The sequence below is a fragment of the Rhodococcus sp. JS3073 genome, from assembly GCF_026810085.1.
In the GTDB taxonomy this organism is placed as follows: domain Bacteria; phylum Actinomycetota; class Actinomycetes; order Mycobacteriales; family Mycobacteriaceae; genus Rhodococcus_F; species Rhodococcus_F wratislaviensis.
This window is the reverse complement of record NZ_CP113951.1, coordinates 2,982,698-2,997,670: the sequence shown is the minus strand read 5'-3', so window position 1 is coordinate 2,997,670 and position 14,973 is coordinate 2,982,698. Positions and strand designations below refer to the sequence as shown.

Annotated in this window: 16 protein-coding genes; 12 read left to right on the top strand and 4 right to left on the bottom strand. The window is 66.2% G+C overall.

Annotation, left to right across the window (positions count from 1 at the left end; all coding sequences use genetic code 11):
* The first annotated feature begins 291 nt into the window (after window positions 1–291).
* The gene (locus tag OYT95_RS13430) at window positions 292–756 is read left to right on the top strand and encodes a PAS domain-containing protein (protein WP_235214747.1); all 465 of its coding nucleotides are present in this window, start codon (window positions 292–294) and stop codon (window positions 754–756) included.
* Between the two features lie 354 nt (window positions 757–1,110).
* Window positions 1,111–1,521 (top strand): DUF7144 family membrane protein, encoded by a 411-nt coding sequence (locus OYT95_RS13425; RefSeq protein ID WP_112299681.1) that lies wholly within the window; start codon window positions 1,111–1,113, stop codon window positions 1,519–1,521.
* Window positions 1,522–1,549: 28 nt separating this feature from the next.
* Here the strand turns inward: OYT95_RS13425 and OYT95_RS13420 are convergent, their stop codons facing one another.
* Entirely contained in the window at window positions 1,550–2,152 is a 603-nt protein-coding gene (locus tag OYT95_RS13420) for a TetR/AcrR family transcriptional regulator (RefSeq protein WP_037241659.1), read from the bottom strand.
* Between the two features lie 84 nt (window positions 2,153–2,236).
* On the opposite strand from OYT95_RS13420, the gene OYT95_RS13415 reads away from it, so the two are divergent.
* The 9 genes from OYT95_RS13415 to OYT95_RS13375 all read left to right on the top strand — a co-directional run bounded on the left by OYT95_RS13415 (window position 2,237) and on the right by OYT95_RS13375 (window position 11,075).
* Window positions 2,237–3,454, top strand: a complete 1,218-nt coding sequence (locus OYT95_RS13415; protein WP_268791683.1) for a cytochrome P450 — start codon at window positions 2,237–2,239, stop codon at window positions 3,452–3,454.
* 63 nt (window positions 3,455–3,517) lie between these two features.
* Entirely contained in the window at window positions 3,518–4,078 is a 561-nt protein-coding gene (locus OYT95_RS13410) for a TetR/AcrR family transcriptional regulator (RefSeq protein ID WP_007300914.1), read from the top strand.
* Window positions 4,079–4,083: 5 nt separating this feature from the next.
* On the top strand, window positions 4,084–5,310 hold the full coding sequence (locus OYT95_RS13405) for a cytochrome P450 (RefSeq protein ID WP_112299684.1): 1,227 nt from the start codon (window positions 4,084–4,086) through the stop codon (window positions 5,308–5,310).
* A complete protein-coding gene (locus tag OYT95_RS13400; RefSeq protein WP_268791682.1) occupies window positions 5,303–6,088 on the top strand; it encodes an SDR family oxidoreductase in 786 nt (261 codons plus the stop codon). Before OYT95_RS13405 ends, OYT95_RS13400 begins: the two co-directional genes overlap by 8 nt.
* Window positions 6,085–7,437 (top strand): cytochrome P450, encoded by a 1,353-nt coding sequence (locus tag OYT95_RS13395; protein ID WP_268791681.1) that lies wholly within the window; start codon window positions 6,085–6,087, stop codon window positions 7,435–7,437. The genes OYT95_RS13400 and OYT95_RS13395 overlap by 4 nt, the downstream gene beginning before the upstream one ends.
* A complete protein-coding gene (locus OYT95_RS13390) occupies window positions 7,437–7,652 on the top strand; it encodes a ferredoxin (RefSeq protein ID WP_005244574.1) in 216 nt (71 codons plus the stop codon). Before OYT95_RS13395 ends, OYT95_RS13390 begins: the two co-directional genes overlap by 1 nt.
* The gene (locus tag OYT95_RS13385; protein ID WP_268791680.1) at window positions 7,652–8,200 is read left to right on the top strand and encodes a nuclear transport factor 2 family protein; all 549 of its coding nucleotides are present in this window, start codon (window positions 7,652–7,654) and stop codon (window positions 8,198–8,200) included. Before OYT95_RS13390 ends, OYT95_RS13385 begins: the two co-directional genes overlap by 1 nt.
* The gene (locus OYT95_RS13380; RefSeq protein ID WP_268791679.1) at window positions 8,194–9,450 is read left to right on the top strand and encodes a hypothetical protein; all 1,257 of its coding nucleotides are present in this window, start codon (window positions 8,194–8,196) and stop codon (window positions 9,448–9,450) included. Before OYT95_RS13385 ends, OYT95_RS13380 begins: the two co-directional genes overlap by 7 nt.
* A gap of 14 nt (window positions 9,451–9,464) precedes the next feature.
* Window positions 9,465–11,075, top strand: coding sequence for an acyl-CoA synthetase (locus tag OYT95_RS13375; RefSeq protein ID WP_128639998.1), 1,611 nt, complete (start codon window positions 9,465–9,467; stop codon window positions 11,073–11,075).
* A gap of 43 nt (window positions 11,076–11,118) precedes the next feature.
* Here the strand turns inward: OYT95_RS13375 and OYT95_RS13370 are convergent, their stop codons facing one another.
* The 3 genes from OYT95_RS13370 to OYT95_RS13360 form a co-directional block, all read right to left on the bottom strand.
* Entirely contained in the window at window positions 11,119–11,784 is a 666-nt protein-coding gene (locus OYT95_RS13370; RefSeq protein ID WP_268791678.1) for a GNAT family N-acetyltransferase, read from the bottom strand.
* A 102-nt stretch (window positions 11,785–11,886) separates the two neighbouring features.
* Window positions 11,887–12,372, bottom strand: coding sequence for a nitroreductase family deazaflavin-dependent oxidoreductase (locus OYT95_RS13365; protein ID WP_268791677.1), 486 nt, complete (start codon window positions 12,370–12,372; stop codon window positions 11,887–11,889).
* 9 nt (window positions 12,373–12,381) lie between these two features.
* Window positions 12,382–13,545: a steroid 3-ketoacyl-CoA thiolase gene (locus OYT95_RS13360; protein ID WP_268791676.1), complete on the bottom strand. Its 1,164-nt coding sequence runs from the start codon at window positions 13,543–13,545 to the stop codon at window positions 12,382–12,384.
* 160 nt (window positions 13,546–13,705) lie between these two features.
* Here OYT95_RS13360 and OYT95_RS13355 point away from each other — a divergent pair, with 160 nt between their 5' ends.
* Window positions 13,706–14,962 carry a cytochrome P450 gene (locus OYT95_RS13355; RefSeq protein ID WP_037241633.1) on the top strand — a complete coding sequence of 419 codons (1,257 nt, stop codon included), beginning with the start codon at window positions 13,706–13,708 and terminating at the stop codon, window positions 14,960–14,962.
* Window positions 14,963–14,973: the final 11 nt, after the last annotated feature.

Below are 14,973 nucleotides of genomic sequence, written 5' to 3'. Positions count from 1 at the left end.
GAGCGCAACGACTTCGGTAATCACGTCGCTCTGGCGGCGGAAAGCGGCTCGTGTAATCGACTTGTGCCTGGGTGAAAGCGGCCCGATGAAGCTGACGCAGAGGTCCGCGGATAGCCGAGCACTATGTATCGGCAGCACGCACGGAGAGAATGTATGTTGTTTTGCACCAAAATTGTTCGACAGTGTCCTCCTGGTGAATGTGCTGGTGACGGACGATCGCGGGCAACGATAATTCGACGATCTGGCCGACGATCGACGTTGCCTCCACTGTTCGGTCTTGCGCGGTTCGATGTGTTGCTCCGCTGGGGGAGACGGAGGTGGGCGTCGGCAGGGCCGGGTAGGGACAGGCGACGGTCGGACCCGAACAGCGCGCTGGGCTATTTGGAGCAGCTTCCGGCACTGAGGTTGCTCGAGCGGCTTCCGGTTCCCGCCCTCGCTGTCGATGAAGAGGGGGTGATTGTGCATGCCAACCCGGCACTCGAGCGGATGCTGGGGTACCCCGAGCACTGGTTCGCCGGGTGCTCGGTCGCGGACGTGGTCGTTCCGGCGTCGTCGCCGGGCGGCCCCGCATCGGTGGCATTGCTGCGGGACTTTGCGGGAAAGGTAATCGAACTCGCCCATCGCGAAGGTTTCGTTGTGCGTGCAGCGGTGAGCAGGTCGGTGTTGTGCAGGAAGGATGACCCCGTCACGTTCGTGTGCTTCCAGGACCTCACAGAGCAGTTGTGGGGCGGTGGGCGGGCCCCCGAATTCGAGTGATGCCGTCGCCCGGTATCGCCTCGATTCGATTCGGTTCGTTTACTTTCGGTGCGCAGTTGTGGACCGAGCGGAGCGGCCGGGGCACGGGCACCCCTCTCGGTCACCGCCAGTGTCGCCTCTCCACGTGACGGCGGGCTAGGGGACAGGGTCATCGCCCTCCGACGTACCGAGCACCAGGGCGCGCGAGGGATTCGCGGCAACCGAACAGTCTCGCCGGCTGTGTCCGGTGGCCTTCTCGACCGGAACATTTGGATTCCAGGTGGGTGGGAAACCCCGCGGTTTCGACGCGAACGCACACCGAATCGGCGGACAATGAATGCACCCGGCAGTGGGTTGCGGCGAGGAAGGGGCGTCATGTCCGAAGGTTCGTCGGTCAAACAGGGCGTCGCGGCGGGGACCGTGATGGGTGCAGCGGTCATCATGGTCACCGTCGGACTCCTGCAGTTCTTCCAAGGGCTCGCCGCGGTCTATGAGAACGAGGAGTTCGTGGTGGGGGTGGAGTACCTCTACAAGTTCGACTTCACGGTCTGGGGCTGGATCCATCTCGTGCTGGGTGCGGTGGTCGCGGTGACCGGCCTCGCGTTGTTCACCGGCGCCGCGTGGGCCCGGGTGTCGGCGATCGTGATCGCTGCGATCTCGATCGTGGCCAATTTCCTATGGCTGCCGCACTACCCGTGGTGGTCGGTGCTCATCATCGCGCTCGACGTGGTGGTGATCTGGGCGATCTCGACGTGGCGGCCGAACCCTTCTGACGCCTGGGCCTGAGAACGGTGACAGTAGGGGTGGTGGCCTTTCAGGACGGGGTGTGCGTTCGCTCCGGCCATCCGACGGTGGACAGTGCTCCGCGCAGCACCGATTCGTAGATCGAGTCCAGATCCAGCTCGTCGCCGAGGAAGTCGGTGTTCACCAGCATGACGAAGCCGTGCATGGCGGCGAAGATGCTGACGGCCGCGTCGAGGGTGTCCTCGGGCGGCAGTCCGCACGACGCGAGCATCGTGCGCAGTGCCGTGTTGGCGTCCAGTGCGGCGGAGATGAAAGCGTCCCGGTCGACGGGGCTGGTGGTCAGCGTCTGATACCGATGCGGATGCTCGGTGGCCCAGACGCGGTGCGCGTCGACGAGTGCGCGGAGGCCGTCGGGACCGGTTCGGCCCATGGCGATCTCGCGCAGGTGTGCACCGAGTTCCGCCATGGTGCGCACCTGGACTGCGCCGCGGATGTCGTCGAGGTTGCGGACGTGGTTGTAGAGCGACGCGGTGACGACGTTCAGCCGGGCGGAGAGGCTCGTCATCGACAGCGGCTCCCAGCCGAGTTCGTCGATGATCTCGATCGCGGCATCCACGACCTTGTCCCGCGTGAGTGTGCGACGTCGGATCGGTCCGTTCTGCCCTTTCGCCATGGGCCCAGCATAAGGGCTTCCATTACAAATGAAAGTGTGTAGTTTAAGACGCATCCCATTCGTTTATCGATCGAGGAGCAGTGTATGACCGCGTCTCGGATTGATCTCAAATCCCCCGACGTCTACGCGGAAGGGGTCCCCTACGCGTTCTTCGACCATCTGCGCGCGAGCGAACCCGTATATTGGCAGCCCGAGGAGAGCGGCACCGGGTTCTGGGCGGTGTCCAAGCATGCCGACGTCGTCGCCGTGTCCCGCGACAGCGCGACGTTCTCGTCGGCGGTGGGCACCACCCAGATCGACGATTTCGACGAGCAGACCCGAGCGAAGCAGGCCGCCATGCTCGTCAACCTCGACCCACCCGACCACACCCGGCTGCGACAGCTCGTCAGCCGTGGATTCACCCCGCGCACAGTCAAAGTGCTCGAGGGTCACATTCGCGACATCTGTGCCCGGATCGTCGATCGGCTGCTCGAGGCGCGCGACGTCGACTTCGTTCCGGAGGCGGCGGCGCCGTTGCCGCTCGAGGTCATCGCGGCGCTGCTGGGTGCGCCGGCCGGGGACGTGGACAGGCTGTACGACTGGTCCAACCGGATGATCGGCTTCGACGACCCCGAGTACGGCACCACCCAGGCGGACGGGGAAATGGCCGCGGCCGAGATCTTCCTGTACGCCAACGAGCTTGCGGCGCAACGCCGCGTCGAGCCTCGCGACGACATCGTCACCAAGCTCGTGCAGCCGGACGAGAACGGCGACACGCTCACCGAGATGGAATTCAACATGTTCTTCGTGCTGCTCGTGGTGGCGGGGAACGAAACGACGCGCAACGCGACCGCCGGCGGGATGCAGGCCTTCATCGACCATCCCGACCAGTGGCGACGACTGCAGTCCGAGCCGGAACTGGCTGCGAGCGCGGTGGAGGAGATCCTCCGATGGGTGACCCCGGTGATGGACTTCCGGCGCACCGCCACCCGGGACGCGTACATCGGCGATCAGTTGGTCAGGGCAGGCGACAAGGTGGTGATCTACTACCCGAGCGCCAACCGGGACGAGGATGTCTTCGACGAGCCGTACCGGTTCGACATCGGCCGGAGCCCCAACCCGCAGATCGCGTTCGGCGGTAGCGGGGTGCACTTCTGCCTCGGCGCCCACCTGGCGCGGCTCGAATTGAAGATCCTGTTCGAGACGCTCGCCGCGCGGATCGACCGCGTGGAACCGACCGGGCCGGTGGTCCGGCTGCGGTCGAATTTCATCAGCGGCATCAAGACGATGCCCGTGCGAATTCACCCACGCAGTCCGGTGTGAGAGCCCGATTTTCGTTGCCAGCCGACGGTAACTGTAGTAGCGTCCAGACACGTGTCCAGTAGTATGAATTTCGAGTCCACCCGCCGCCGTCTGACCGAGAAGCAGGCCGACACCGTCGACCGCCTCACCAAAGCGGCAGTCGAAGTACTGCGTGAAGAGGGATTCGCCGGACTCACCGTCCGCTCGGTGGCCGGCATCGCCGGGGTCGCGCCCGCGACGGCCTACACGTACTTCTCGTCCAAGGAGCACCTCGTCGCCGAGGTCTTCTGGCGGCGCCTCGCCGCCTCACCGCAGCCGGTGGACGAGGGACTCGACCGCACCGGACGCGTGGTCGCCGTGCTCCGCCACATCGCTCTCCTGGTGGCGGACGAACCCGAACTCGCCGGGGCCGTCACCAACGCGCTGCTCGGCCGCGACCCCGACGTGGAACACCTCCGCGCCCGCATCGGGCTGGAGATCCGCGACCGCCTCGCCACCGCACTGGGCGACGGCCACGATCCCGACGTCCTCGAGGCGCTGGAGCTGCTGTACGCCGGCGGCCTGGTCCGCGCCGGAATGGGATACGGGTCCTACGCCCAATTCGCCGATCGACTCGAAACTTCCGCCAAGCTGATTCTGGAGTAGATGCCATGACCGCAGCCTCGATGCCCGGGGTGTCACACAATCCGGTGACGTTCAACCCGTACGACTATGGCTTCCACGAAGATCCGTACGTCACGTATCGAAGACTGCGGGAAGAAGCACCCCTCTACTACAACGAGGAACTCGACTTCTGGGCGTTGTCCCGGCACGAGGACGTCGTCGCGGCGTTCCGCGACAACCAGCGCCTGTCGAGCGCGAACGGGGTGTCGCTCGACCCGGCGGCCTACGGTCCGCACGCCCACAAGACGATGTCCTTTCTCGCGCTGGACGATCCGCGGCACATGCGGATGCGGCAGCTGGTATCCCGCGGCTTCACCCCGAGACGGGTGAACGAACTCGAGGGGCGGATCCTGGATCTGACCCGGCAATACCTCGACCCGGCGCTCGCGGCGGGCGAGTTCGACTGGATCGGCGAGTTCGCCGGCAAGCTCCCAATGGACGTGATCTCGGAACTGATGGGGGTGCCGGAGGCCGACCGCGTCGAACTCCGGCGGCTCGCCGACCTGGTGGTGCACCGCGAGGAGGGCGTCCTCGACGTGCCCCACGCCGCGATGGAGGCGTCGCTCTACCTCGTCGGCTACTACGCCGACATGCTGGCCGAGCGGCGCAGGAAGCCGACCGAGGACCTCACGTCCGCCCTGCTCGAGGCGGAGATCGACGGCGACCGGCTCACCGACGACGAGATCATCGCGTTCATGTTCCTGATGGTGGTGGCGGGCAACGAGACCACCACCAAATTGCTCGGCAACGCGCTGTACTGGGGTTTCCGCTATCCGGGCCAGGCTCGGCACGTGTTCGAGGATGCGAGTCGCGTGCCGGAGTGGGTGGAGGAGACCCTGCGTTTCGACACGTCCAGTCAGATGGTCGCGCGGACGGCGTCCGTCGACCTGGACTTCCACGACCGGACGATTCCCGCCGGCGACAAGGTGCTGATCCTCATCGGCTCCGCGAACCGCGACTCGGCGGTGTTCGAGGACGCCGACGAATACCGGATCGGCCGGGACACGTCCAACAAGCTCGCGAGCTTCGGCGGCGGCACCCACTTCTGCCTCGGCGCCCACATGGCGCGGCTCGAAGCGCGGATCGCCCTCACCGAACTCGTCTCCCGCATCGACGACTACGACATCGACGAGGCGAACAGTGTGCGCGTCCACTCGACCAACGTGCGCGGTTTCGCCACCCTCCCCATGAAAGTGCAGGTCCGCGATGCCTAGGTTCGAGCCCAACCCGCAGCGCCGCCCGTCGATCGTCGCCGGGGCGTCTTCGGGCATCGGCACGGCGACCGCCTATGCGCTGGCCGACGCCGGTCATCCCGTCGCGCTCGGGGCCCGCCGGGTGGCCGAATGCGAGGAGATCGCGGAGAAGATCCGCAGCAACGGGGGAGAAGCGTTCGCGCACTACCTCGACGTCACCGACACCGCATCCGTCGACGAATTCGTTACGGCGGCGGAAGAGGCGCTCGGCCCGACCGAGATCGCCTTGTCGGGGGCCGGCGACCTGGAGTTCTCCGTCGCGCACGAGATGGACCCCGACCAGTTCCTGGGACAGGTCGACGTCCATCTGGTCGGCGCGCAGCGTCTCGCGCACCGCATCCTTCCCGGCATGATCGAACGCCGCCGCGGAGACTTCGTCCTGATCGGATCCGATTGCGCCGACACTCCTCGGCCGCGGATGGGCGCCTACAACGCCGCGAAGGCCGGCGTCGAGATGATGGGCAGGCAGATGCGAATGGAACTGGAAGGCACCGGCGTCCGGGCGTCGGTCGTGCGTCCGGGCCCCACCCAGACATCCATGGGGATGAACACCACCGAGGAGGTCATCGGACCCGTCCTCGAAGACTGGGCGAAATGGGGATTCGCCCGGCACTCGTACTTCCTGCGCGCCTCCGCGATCGCCGACGCCGTCGTCGCCACCGTCAGTGCGCCCCGCGGCGCACACATGGTGCTGATCGAGGTGCAGCCCGAGGCGCCCCTGCGAAAGGATGGAGAATGAACCTGGCTACCCCGCAACGTGTGTCCGGCGGTGAGCACGAGCACGGACACCTCGAAGAATTGCGCACCGACCCGATCGCGCTGATGCGCCGTGTCCGGGAGGAGTGCGGCAACGTCGGCGTCTTCCAGCTCGCGGACAAGAAGGTGGTGCTGCTGTCCGGCGCCGAGGCCAACGAATTCTTCTTCCGCTCCACCGACGAGGACCTCGACCAGCAGGCCGCCTACCCGTTCATGAAACCGATCTTCGGCGAGGGCGTCGTGTTCGACGCGAGCCCCGAGCGTCGCAAGGAGATGCTGCACAACCAGGCGCTGCGCGGCGAGCAGATGAAGGGCCACGCCGCGACGATCGCCCACGAGGTCGACCGCATGGTGGCGCAGTGGGGCGACGAGGGCGAGATCGATCTCCTCGAATTCTTCGCGGAGCTGACCATTTACACGTCCTCGGCCTGCCTGATCGGCACGAAGTTCCGGGAGCAACTCGACGGCCGGTTCGCGCACCTCTACCACGAGCTCGAGCAGGGCACCGACCCCATCGCATATGTCGACGCCTACGCCCCGATCGAGAGCTTCCGCCGACGGGACGAGGCGAGGGTGCAGTTGGTGGCCCTCGTCCAGGAGATCATGAACGGGCGCATCGAGAACCCTCCCCAGGGCAAGGAGGACCGGGACATGCTCGACGTGCTCGTCTCGATCAAGGACGAGGACGGCAACGAGCGCTTCACCGCGGACGAGATCACCGGCATGTTCATCTCGATGATGTTCGCCGGGCACCACACCACCTCCGGCACCGCGGCCTGGACCCTGATCGAGCTGCTGCGGCACCCGGACTATGCGAAGCAGGTGGTCGCCGAACTCGACGACCTCTACTCGGACGGCTCCGACATCAGTTTCGGGGCGCTGAGGCAGATCCCGAAGCTCGAAGCGGTACTGAAGGAGACGCTGCGGTTGCACCCGCCGCTGATCATCCTGTTGCGCGTCGCGCGGGGCGAGTTCGAGGTCGGCGGCTACCGGATCGCCGAGGACGACCTGGTGGCGGCCACACCGGCGATCTCCAACCGGATCGCCGAGGACTTCCCGAACCCGGACACGTTCGATCCCGAACGTTACATCGACCCCAACCAGGAAGACATCGTCAACCGCTGGACCTGGATTCCGTTCGGCGCAGGCAGGCACCGCTGCGTCGGGGCCGCGTTCGCGCTGATGCAGCTGAAGGCAATCTTCTCGATTCTCTTGCAGGACTGGGAGTTCGAGATGGCGCAACCCTCCGAGACGTACCGCAACGATCACAGCAAGATGGTGGTGCAGCTGCAGCAGCCGTGCACGGTGAGGTACCGGAAGCGAAACACGTGATGAAAGTCGAAGCCGATCTCGACCTGTGTCAGGGTCATGCCGTGTGCGAGATGGAGGCACCCGACGTCTTCGTCGTCCCGAAACACGGCAAGGTCGAGATCCTCGACACCGACCCACCCGAGAACCTGCGCGCGGAAGTCGAGAGCGCCGTGCGTTTCTGCCCGACCCAGGCCCTGCGGATCCTCGCGGACGACGACTCTGAAGGAGATAGCTGATGGTGCAGTTCGATCGTGCGGAGCTCGACGAGATGGTGCAGCGCTGGGTGGACGAGAACAAGCGGTGCGAATCCCTCGGTGACTGGAAGCCGCTGGCCGAGATGTACACCGAGGACGCCACGTACGGATGGAACTACGGGCCGAAGGACGACTTCATGGCCGTCGGCCGGGACGAGATCCGCGACCTGGCGCTCGGGCAGGAAATGGACGGGCTCGAGGGCTGGGAGTATCCGTACCAGCAGTTCGTCATCGACGATCGCAGCGGCGACGTCATCGGATTCTGGAAGCAGGTGTCCGAACGCACCCGCGACGACGGCACGCACTATCAGGTCACCGGAATCGGCGGCAGCTGGTTCCGGTACGGCGGAAACTTCCAATGGTCCTGGCAGCGTGACTTCTTCGACTTCGGCAACGTCTCGAACCTGTTCCTCGAGATGATCACGAACAACGCGATGTCCGACGGCATGAACGCGCGGATCCAGCGCGCGACGTCCGGCCGGCTGCCGGGGTGGTATCCGGTCGGCAAGGCCCCGGTCCCGCTGTGGTGAGTACGGTGAAGGTTCCGGTGTCGTTCGCCGATCTGTCCCGCGCGGATCTCGCGATTCTCGTGCCGGAACTGCTCCTGTGCGGTCATCTCATCGATCGATCCGGTATGCCGCACCTGATCGGGGCGTTCGGTCGCGAGGGCATGACGCAGGTCGCGATCGAGGAGTGGATGGCGTCGAGCCCCCTCTACACGCGGCGGATGCAACGCGCGCTGGGATTCGAGGGCGACGGCGTCGTCACGATCTTCAAGGGTCTGCAGCTCGACATCGGTGCGCCGCCCCAGTTCATGGACTTCCGGTACCGCGTCACCGATCACGATCACGGCGAATTCTGGCTGGATCACTGCGGCGCATTGATGGACGTCGAACCGATGGGCGACGAGTACGTCACGGCGATGTGCCACGACATCGAGGACCCGACGTTCGACGCCACCGCCCTGGCCACCAACCCGCACGCGCAGGTGCGTCCCGTGCACCGTCCGCCCCGCAGACCTGCGGACCGGACACCGCACTGCCTCTGGACGGTCACCATCGACGACACCAACGTGCCACCTCCGATTCCGGAAGGGCTGGTGACAGTGGGGAAGTCGCAGGCAGCGACGGTCGAGTTGTCGCCGATCGACACCGTCGGGCCGGGGCGGTACGACTACGCGGGCGCGCTCCTCGACGACCTGCGGTTCCCGGACTTCTCCCATTCGGCTCTGACCCGGATGGCTGAGGAGGTGTGCCTGCAGCAGCACCTGCTGACCCTCGGTTTTCTGCTCGCGGTGCGGGCCCGCACCGACGCGGCGGCCGCACTCGACATCGCCCGCAAGCAACTCACCGGCATCGCCGGCCTCACGTCGGAGCGGATCCGGAACGCGCTCGGGCTGCCCGCGGACCTCGAGGGTCTCGCCGTCGTCCTCGCCGTGCATCCGGCGTTCAATCCCCATCAGTACGTGGACGTCTCGATCACCCTCGGCGACCGTCTGCTGCTGACTCTCGGACGCGACTGCGGAGCCGGGGAGGACGGGGCGTGGCCGTCCATGATCGACGCCGAGCACCTCGGGCCGCTGAATGCGCTCGTGCGCGGGGTGTCGCCGCGCTTCGCGGCGCGGGTGGTCGAGGAGACGGATACGGCGCTGACCGTGGAGGTCGTGACCGGTGAGCCGCCCGCGAAGGAAGCACCCGAGGTGGCGCTCACCCGGTTCAGCACCGGAGCCGACTTCGCGTTCACCGATCGAGGAATACCCCTACCCCTCACAGTCGTCTGAGAGAGGACGCCCCCGTGGCCTACAACCTTGCAGACCTCTTCGAGCATTCCGTCGACGCGATGCCGGAACGGGTGGCGCTGATCTGCGGCGCCCGACGCGTCACCTACCGGGAACTGGAGGACCGCGCCAACAGGCTGGCCCACCACTTCCTGGAGGTTGGGCTGACCGCCGGCTCGCACATCGGCGTGCACCTGCACAACTCCATCGAGACCATGGAGACGTTGCTGGCGGCGTACAAGATTCGCGCGGTCCCGATCAACATCAACTTCCGCTACACCAGCGACGAACTCGCCTACGTCTACGGCAACGCGGAACTCGACGCCGTGGTCCATCATCGGATCTATTCGCCGCGCATCGCGGAGGTCTTGCCCTCGCTGCCGAGGATCCGGCACACCGTCGTCGTCGAGGACGATCTCGGCGGCGCCGGTGTGCCCAGCGACTCGGTGCCGTACGAGGAGGCGCTGTCCGGCAGCGGAGACCGGGACTTCGGCGAACGCAGCTCCGAAGACCTGTTCATGATGTACACCGGCGGCACCACGGGGCGTCCCAAAGGTGTGGTGTGGACGCACGAGGCCATCTGGCGCGTCCTCGCGGGCGGTCTCGACTTCTACACCGGTGAGGCAATCGACGACGAGTACCAGCAGTCGCGGGTCGGGTCGCAGGGGGACTCGACCCTGTGGTTCGCGTTGCCGCCGTTGATCCACGCGGCCGCGATGATGCCGACGTTCACGGCGCTGTTCAGTGGAAACACCGTGCTGCTGGAATCGAAGTTCGACGCCGACCGCACGTGGGAGCTCGTCGAGCGGCACAAGGTGCAGATCCTCATCATCACCGGCGACGCGATGGGTCGGCCGCTGATCGAGGCGCATCAGCCGTCGCGCACCGACACGTCGAGCCTGGGTGTGGTGGCATCGGGGGCCGCGCTGTTCTCACCGGTGATCAAGGACGCCTTTCTCGACGCGTTCCCGGGACTGCTGGTGTCCGATTCGATCGGCGCGTCGGAAACGGGTTTCGGCGGAATCGGTTTCGCGACCAAGGGGGAGAAGCAGGTGGGCGGGCCCCGGGTGCCCGCCGGCCGGTACGCCCTGGTGATCGACGAGAACGACGTCCCCGTCGAACCGGGGTCGGGGAAGGACGGCTGGTTCGCGAAGGGCGGGTACGTCCCACTCGGCTACTACAACGACCCGGATAAGACCCGGGAGATCTTCCGGGAGGTCGACGGGCGACCCGTCGTCGTCACCGGCGATCGCGCGCGGATCGAGGCCGACGGATCGATCACCCTGCTCGGCCGCGGCAACATGGTGATCAACACCGGCGGCGAGAAGGTGTTCGCCGAAGAGGTCGAGAGCGCGGTGAAGGCCTACCGCGACGTCTACGACGCCATCGTGGTCGGCGTCCCCGACGAACGGTGGGGGCACCGGGTGTCCGCGGTCGTGCAGGCGCGGGACGGTCGGGGCGTCGACTTCGCCGGACTCGAGGACCACGTGCGGCAGAGCCTGGCCGGCTACAAGATTCCGCGTCTGGTGTGGGTGGAAGACACCGTCCAGCGCACCCCGAGCGGCAAGCCCGACTACCGCTGGGCCCAGGGCGTCACCAAACAGCGCGACCCCGACCACCGCACGTGAGTGGCGAAGTGTGCTCCCGCACGCTTCGCCACTCACGTGCGGGTCAGGCGGGAGCGCGGACGACCAGGACCGTTCCCGGGAATTCCGCGGCGAGTTCCTGGCGGCTGTGCTTCACGGCCGCGGTGCCGTAGCCCTTCTTCCTGGCGTCGGGGGAGATCCAGATGGCCACGTCGACCTCGCGACCCGATAATTCGCCGAACACCATGCCGACGGCCGTGTTCTCCGCGGTGTCCTCACACACGAACCAGGCGGCGGACTCGTCGTCGACACGGCTCAGGCCTTCCGTGCGTTCCTTCTCGACCCGCTCCTCGGACCACTGCGTGCCCGCGTCGTCGACCTGCTCGCCGCAGCGGCGCCGGAACAGTTCGGCATCTTCGTCGGATTCGGTGAACGGACGGAGGCGGAAGTTCCGCCCGGTGCTCGCCGGCCGGTCCGTCGACGTCCACTCGAGGGTGGCGTCGAGGTCCTTCAATTCCGTCTGGATACGGAGCCGTTCGACCTTGGTGAGGCGGCGGAACGTCAGGTTGAGGACGGCTTCCGCGTACGCCTCGGAGGTGTCGAGAAGCCCGGCGACGGTCGTGAGGGCCTCGGCGTGGTCCTCGCTGTCGACGATGGCGTCGAGCACCTCGTGGCGCCGCTCGAGTGCACGCAGCAGGACCGCGGTGAGCTCTCGACGGTCGTGTATCCGATCTTGAACCTGTGTACTCATGTCTGCAATTCCTCGCCCTCGGCCGTCGTACAAGTCCGTACGCGTCAATACTGCAAGAAGTCCTCCGACATGGCACCCGTTACCCGGCGGTACATACAAGCTCTATCGGGGAGTGCAGACCACGACGGGGATCGTGCGGTCCGTCCAGGCCTGGTAATTCTCGAAATCCGGGTACATGTCGACGAGCCGCGGCCACAGGCGCGCGCGTTCCTCGGGGTGTGCCACGTGGGCGGTCATCGGCCGCACCCGCGACTTCACCTGGACGGTCACCTCGGGGTTCGCGCGCAGGTTGAGGTACCACATCGGGTGCTTCGGCAGGCCGCCCTGCGAGGCGACGAGGATGATGCGGTCACCGTCCTCGAGGAACAGCAGCGGGCTGATCCGCGGCTCGCCGCTCTTCCGTCCGGTGGTGGTGAGCAGGCAGACAGGCAACCCGCGGGGGAAGGCGCTGCCGACCCGCCACTTGCTGCCCAGTCGCCCGCCCGTCCGCCGGTACAGCACGACGTTGACCTTCGACATCCACTTGATGAAGGAGACCGTCCACTTCGAGTCGAGGCCGGGCGGTCGGGCGGCGGCGGGCGCATTCATCAGCGGATCCTAGATCCGCTCGATGATGGTGCCGGTGGCGAGCGCCCCGCCGGCGCACATCGTGATCAGTGCCGTCGATCCGTCGGTGCGCTCGAGTTCGTGCAGCGCGGTGGTGATGAGTCGAGACCCGGTGCTGCCCACGGGATGTCCGAGTGCGAGCGCACCGCCGTTGACGTTGACCCTGTCCATGTCGGGCTCGTGCACCGACGCCCACGACAGCAGCACCGAGGCGAAGGCCTCGTTCACCTCGAACAGGTCCAGGTCGCCGATCTTCATGCCGCTGCGTTCGAGGACGCGCGCCGTGGCCTGGACGGGCCCGTCGAGGTGGAATTCGGGTTCGGAGCCGACCAGCGCCTGGGAGACGATGCGGGCCCGGGGCGTCAGGCCGAGAGCACGCGCCCTGGCCTCGTCCATCAGCATGACGGCGGCGGCCCCGTCGGAGATCTGCGAGGACGTGCCCGCCGTGTGGATGCCGCCCTCGAGGACGGGCTTCAGCTTGGCGAGCGACTCCGCGGTGGTATCGCGCAATCCCTGATCGCGCGTCACGACCCGGGTCTCCCCGGTGAGGTTGCCTTCCTTGTCCACCACGGGTGCGGTCACGTGCAACACTTCCCGGTCGAAACGCCCTTCGTCCCACGCCTGCTTGGCGCGTGCCTGCGAACGGACTCCGAGAGCCTCGACGTCCGCGCGGGTGATTCCGCGGCGACGGGCGATGCGCTCGGCGGCCTCGAACTGGTTGGGCATGTCGATGTCCCAGTCCGAGGGCCTGCGCGGCCCGGCGTTCTCGCCGACGTTCGCCCCGAGCGGCACCTGGCTCATCGCTTCGATGCCGCAGGCGATTCCGACGTCGATCGCGTCGGTGGCGATCAATCCCGCGATCAGGTGGTTGGCCTGCTGCGCGGAGCCGCACTGGCAGTCGATCGTGGTGGCGCCGACCTGCCAGGGCAGTCCGGCGTGCAGCCACGCGGTCCGGGTGATGTTGTTCGACTGCGCGCCCGCCTGGGTGACGCATCCACCGATCACCTGCTCCACCAGTTCGGGGTCGATGCCGGAGCGGTCGAGGATGCCCCGCTGAGCGGCACCGAGGATCTCGGCGGCGTGCAATCCGGCGAGCCAGCCACCGCGCTTTCCGATCGGGGTGCGTACTGCTTCGACGATTACTGGTGTGCCCACGGTGGGCTCCTTTCCTTGTTCTCAGAAAATAGAACAGGTTCTGCTATCCGGGCAAGGTCTGAATGAGCTTTCCTTTGCTAGTCGCCCGGCTTGTGCTTCAATGCTAGTAGAACGTGTTCCACATCACGGAGTGGTGTATGGCTTAGGGCAGGAGACAGCAGTGGCGCAGCCCAATCTTCCAGAGGGTTTCGACTTCACCGACCCGGACATCTACGCAGAGCGCATCCCGTACCAGGAGTTCGCCGAACTGCGGAAGACTGCCCCGATCTGGTGGAACCCGCAGCCGCCGGAGATCGGTGGCTTCCACGATGACGGCTACTGGGTCGTCAGCAAGCTCGAGGACGTCAAGGAGGTGTCGCGGCGCAGCGATGTCTTCTCCACGCATGAGAACACCGCGATCGTGCGCTTCGCCGACGACATTCCGCGCGAGAACATCGAGATGCAGCGTTTCATCCTCATAAACAAGGACGCTCCCGAGCACACCAAGCTCCGCAAGCTCGTCTCCCGCGGCTTCACGCCCCGCGCAATCAACAGCCTGCGCGAGGAACTCACCGAGCGCGCCGAGAAGATCGTGAAGGCTGCCGCCGAATCGGGGGCCGGCGACTTCGTCACCCAGGTGGCGTGTGAGCTTCCTCTGCAGGCGATCGCCGAACTGCTCGGTGTGCCGCAGGAGGATCGACTGAAGGTGTTCGACTGGTCGAACCAGATGACGGGCTACGACGACCCCGAACTGGACATCGACCCGCAGGCCGCGTCGATGGAGATCCTCGGCTACGCGTACCAGATGGCGGACGAGCGCAAGAAGTGCCCCGCCGAAGACATCGTCACGACGCTGATCGAGGCGGACATCGATGGAAATGAGCTTTCTCCCGAGGAATTCGGCTTCTTCGTGATCCTGCTGGCGGTCGCCGGCAACGAGACCACGCGCAATGCCATCACACACGGCATGATGGCGTTCCTGGACCATCCCGATCAGTGGGAGCTCTACAAGAAGGAGCGTCCCAAGACGGCGGCGGACGAGATCGTCCGGTGGGCGACTCCGGTCAACTCGTTCCAGCGCACCGCGCTGGAAGACACCGAACTCGGCGGAGTGCAGATCAAGAAGGGGCAACGAGTCGTAATGCTCTACGGCTCCGCGAATTTCGACGAAGACGCGTTCGAGAACCCGGAGAAGTTCGACATCATGCGGGAGAACAACCCGCACGTCGGATTCGGCGGAACGGGCGCCCACTTCTGCCTCGGCGCCAACCTGGCGCGACTCGAGATCGACCTGATCTTCAATGCGATTGCGGATCACCTGCCCGATATCAGTAAGCTGGGAGATCCGCGGCGGTTGCGCTCGGGCTGGCTCAACGGTATCAAGGAATTTCAGGTCGATTACAAGACTGCGTCAGGCGGTTGCCCGGTCATACACTGACCCCCTGATTC

Coding starts and splice junctions, on each gene's coding strand:
- OYT95_RS13425 (WP_112299681.1), top strand. CDS start 1,111: ATGTCCGAAGGTTCGTCGGTCAAACAGGGCGTCGCGGCGGGGACCGTG.
- OYT95_RS13420 (WP_037241659.1), bottom strand. CDS start 2,152: ATGGCGAAAGGGCAGAACGGACCGATCCGACGTCGCACACTCACGCGG.
- OYT95_RS13415 (WP_268791683.1), top strand. CDS start 2,237: ATGACCGCGTCTCGGATTGATCTCAAATCCCCCGACGTCTACGCGGAA.
- OYT95_RS13410 (WP_007300914.1), top strand. CDS start 3,518: ATGAATTTCGAGTCCACCCGCCGCCGTCTGACCGAGAAGCAGGCCGAC.
- OYT95_RS13405 (WP_112299684.1), top strand. CDS start 4,084: ATGACCGCAGCCTCGATGCCCGGGGTGTCACACAATCCGGTGACGTTC.
- OYT95_RS13400 (WP_268791682.1), top strand. CDS start 5,303: ATGCCTAGGTTCGAGCCCAACCCGCAGCGCCGCCCGTCGATCGTCGCC.
- OYT95_RS13395 (WP_268791681.1), top strand. CDS start 6,085: ATGAACCTGGCTACCCCGCAACGTGTGTCCGGCGGTGAGCACGAGCAC.
- OYT95_RS13390 (WP_005244574.1), top strand. CDS start 7,437: ATGAAAGTCGAAGCCGATCTCGACCTGTGTCAGGGTCATGCCGTGTGC.
- OYT95_RS13385 (WP_268791680.1), top strand. CDS start 7,652: ATGGTGCAGTTCGATCGTGCGGAGCTCGACGAGATGGTGCAGCGCTGG.
- OYT95_RS13370 (WP_268791678.1), bottom strand. CDS start 11,784: ATGAGTACACAGGTTCAAGATCGGATACACGACCGTCGAGAGCTCACC.
- OYT95_RS13365 (WP_268791677.1), bottom strand. CDS start 12,372: ATGAATGCGCCCGCCGCCGCCCGACCGCCCGGCCTCGACTCGAAGTGG.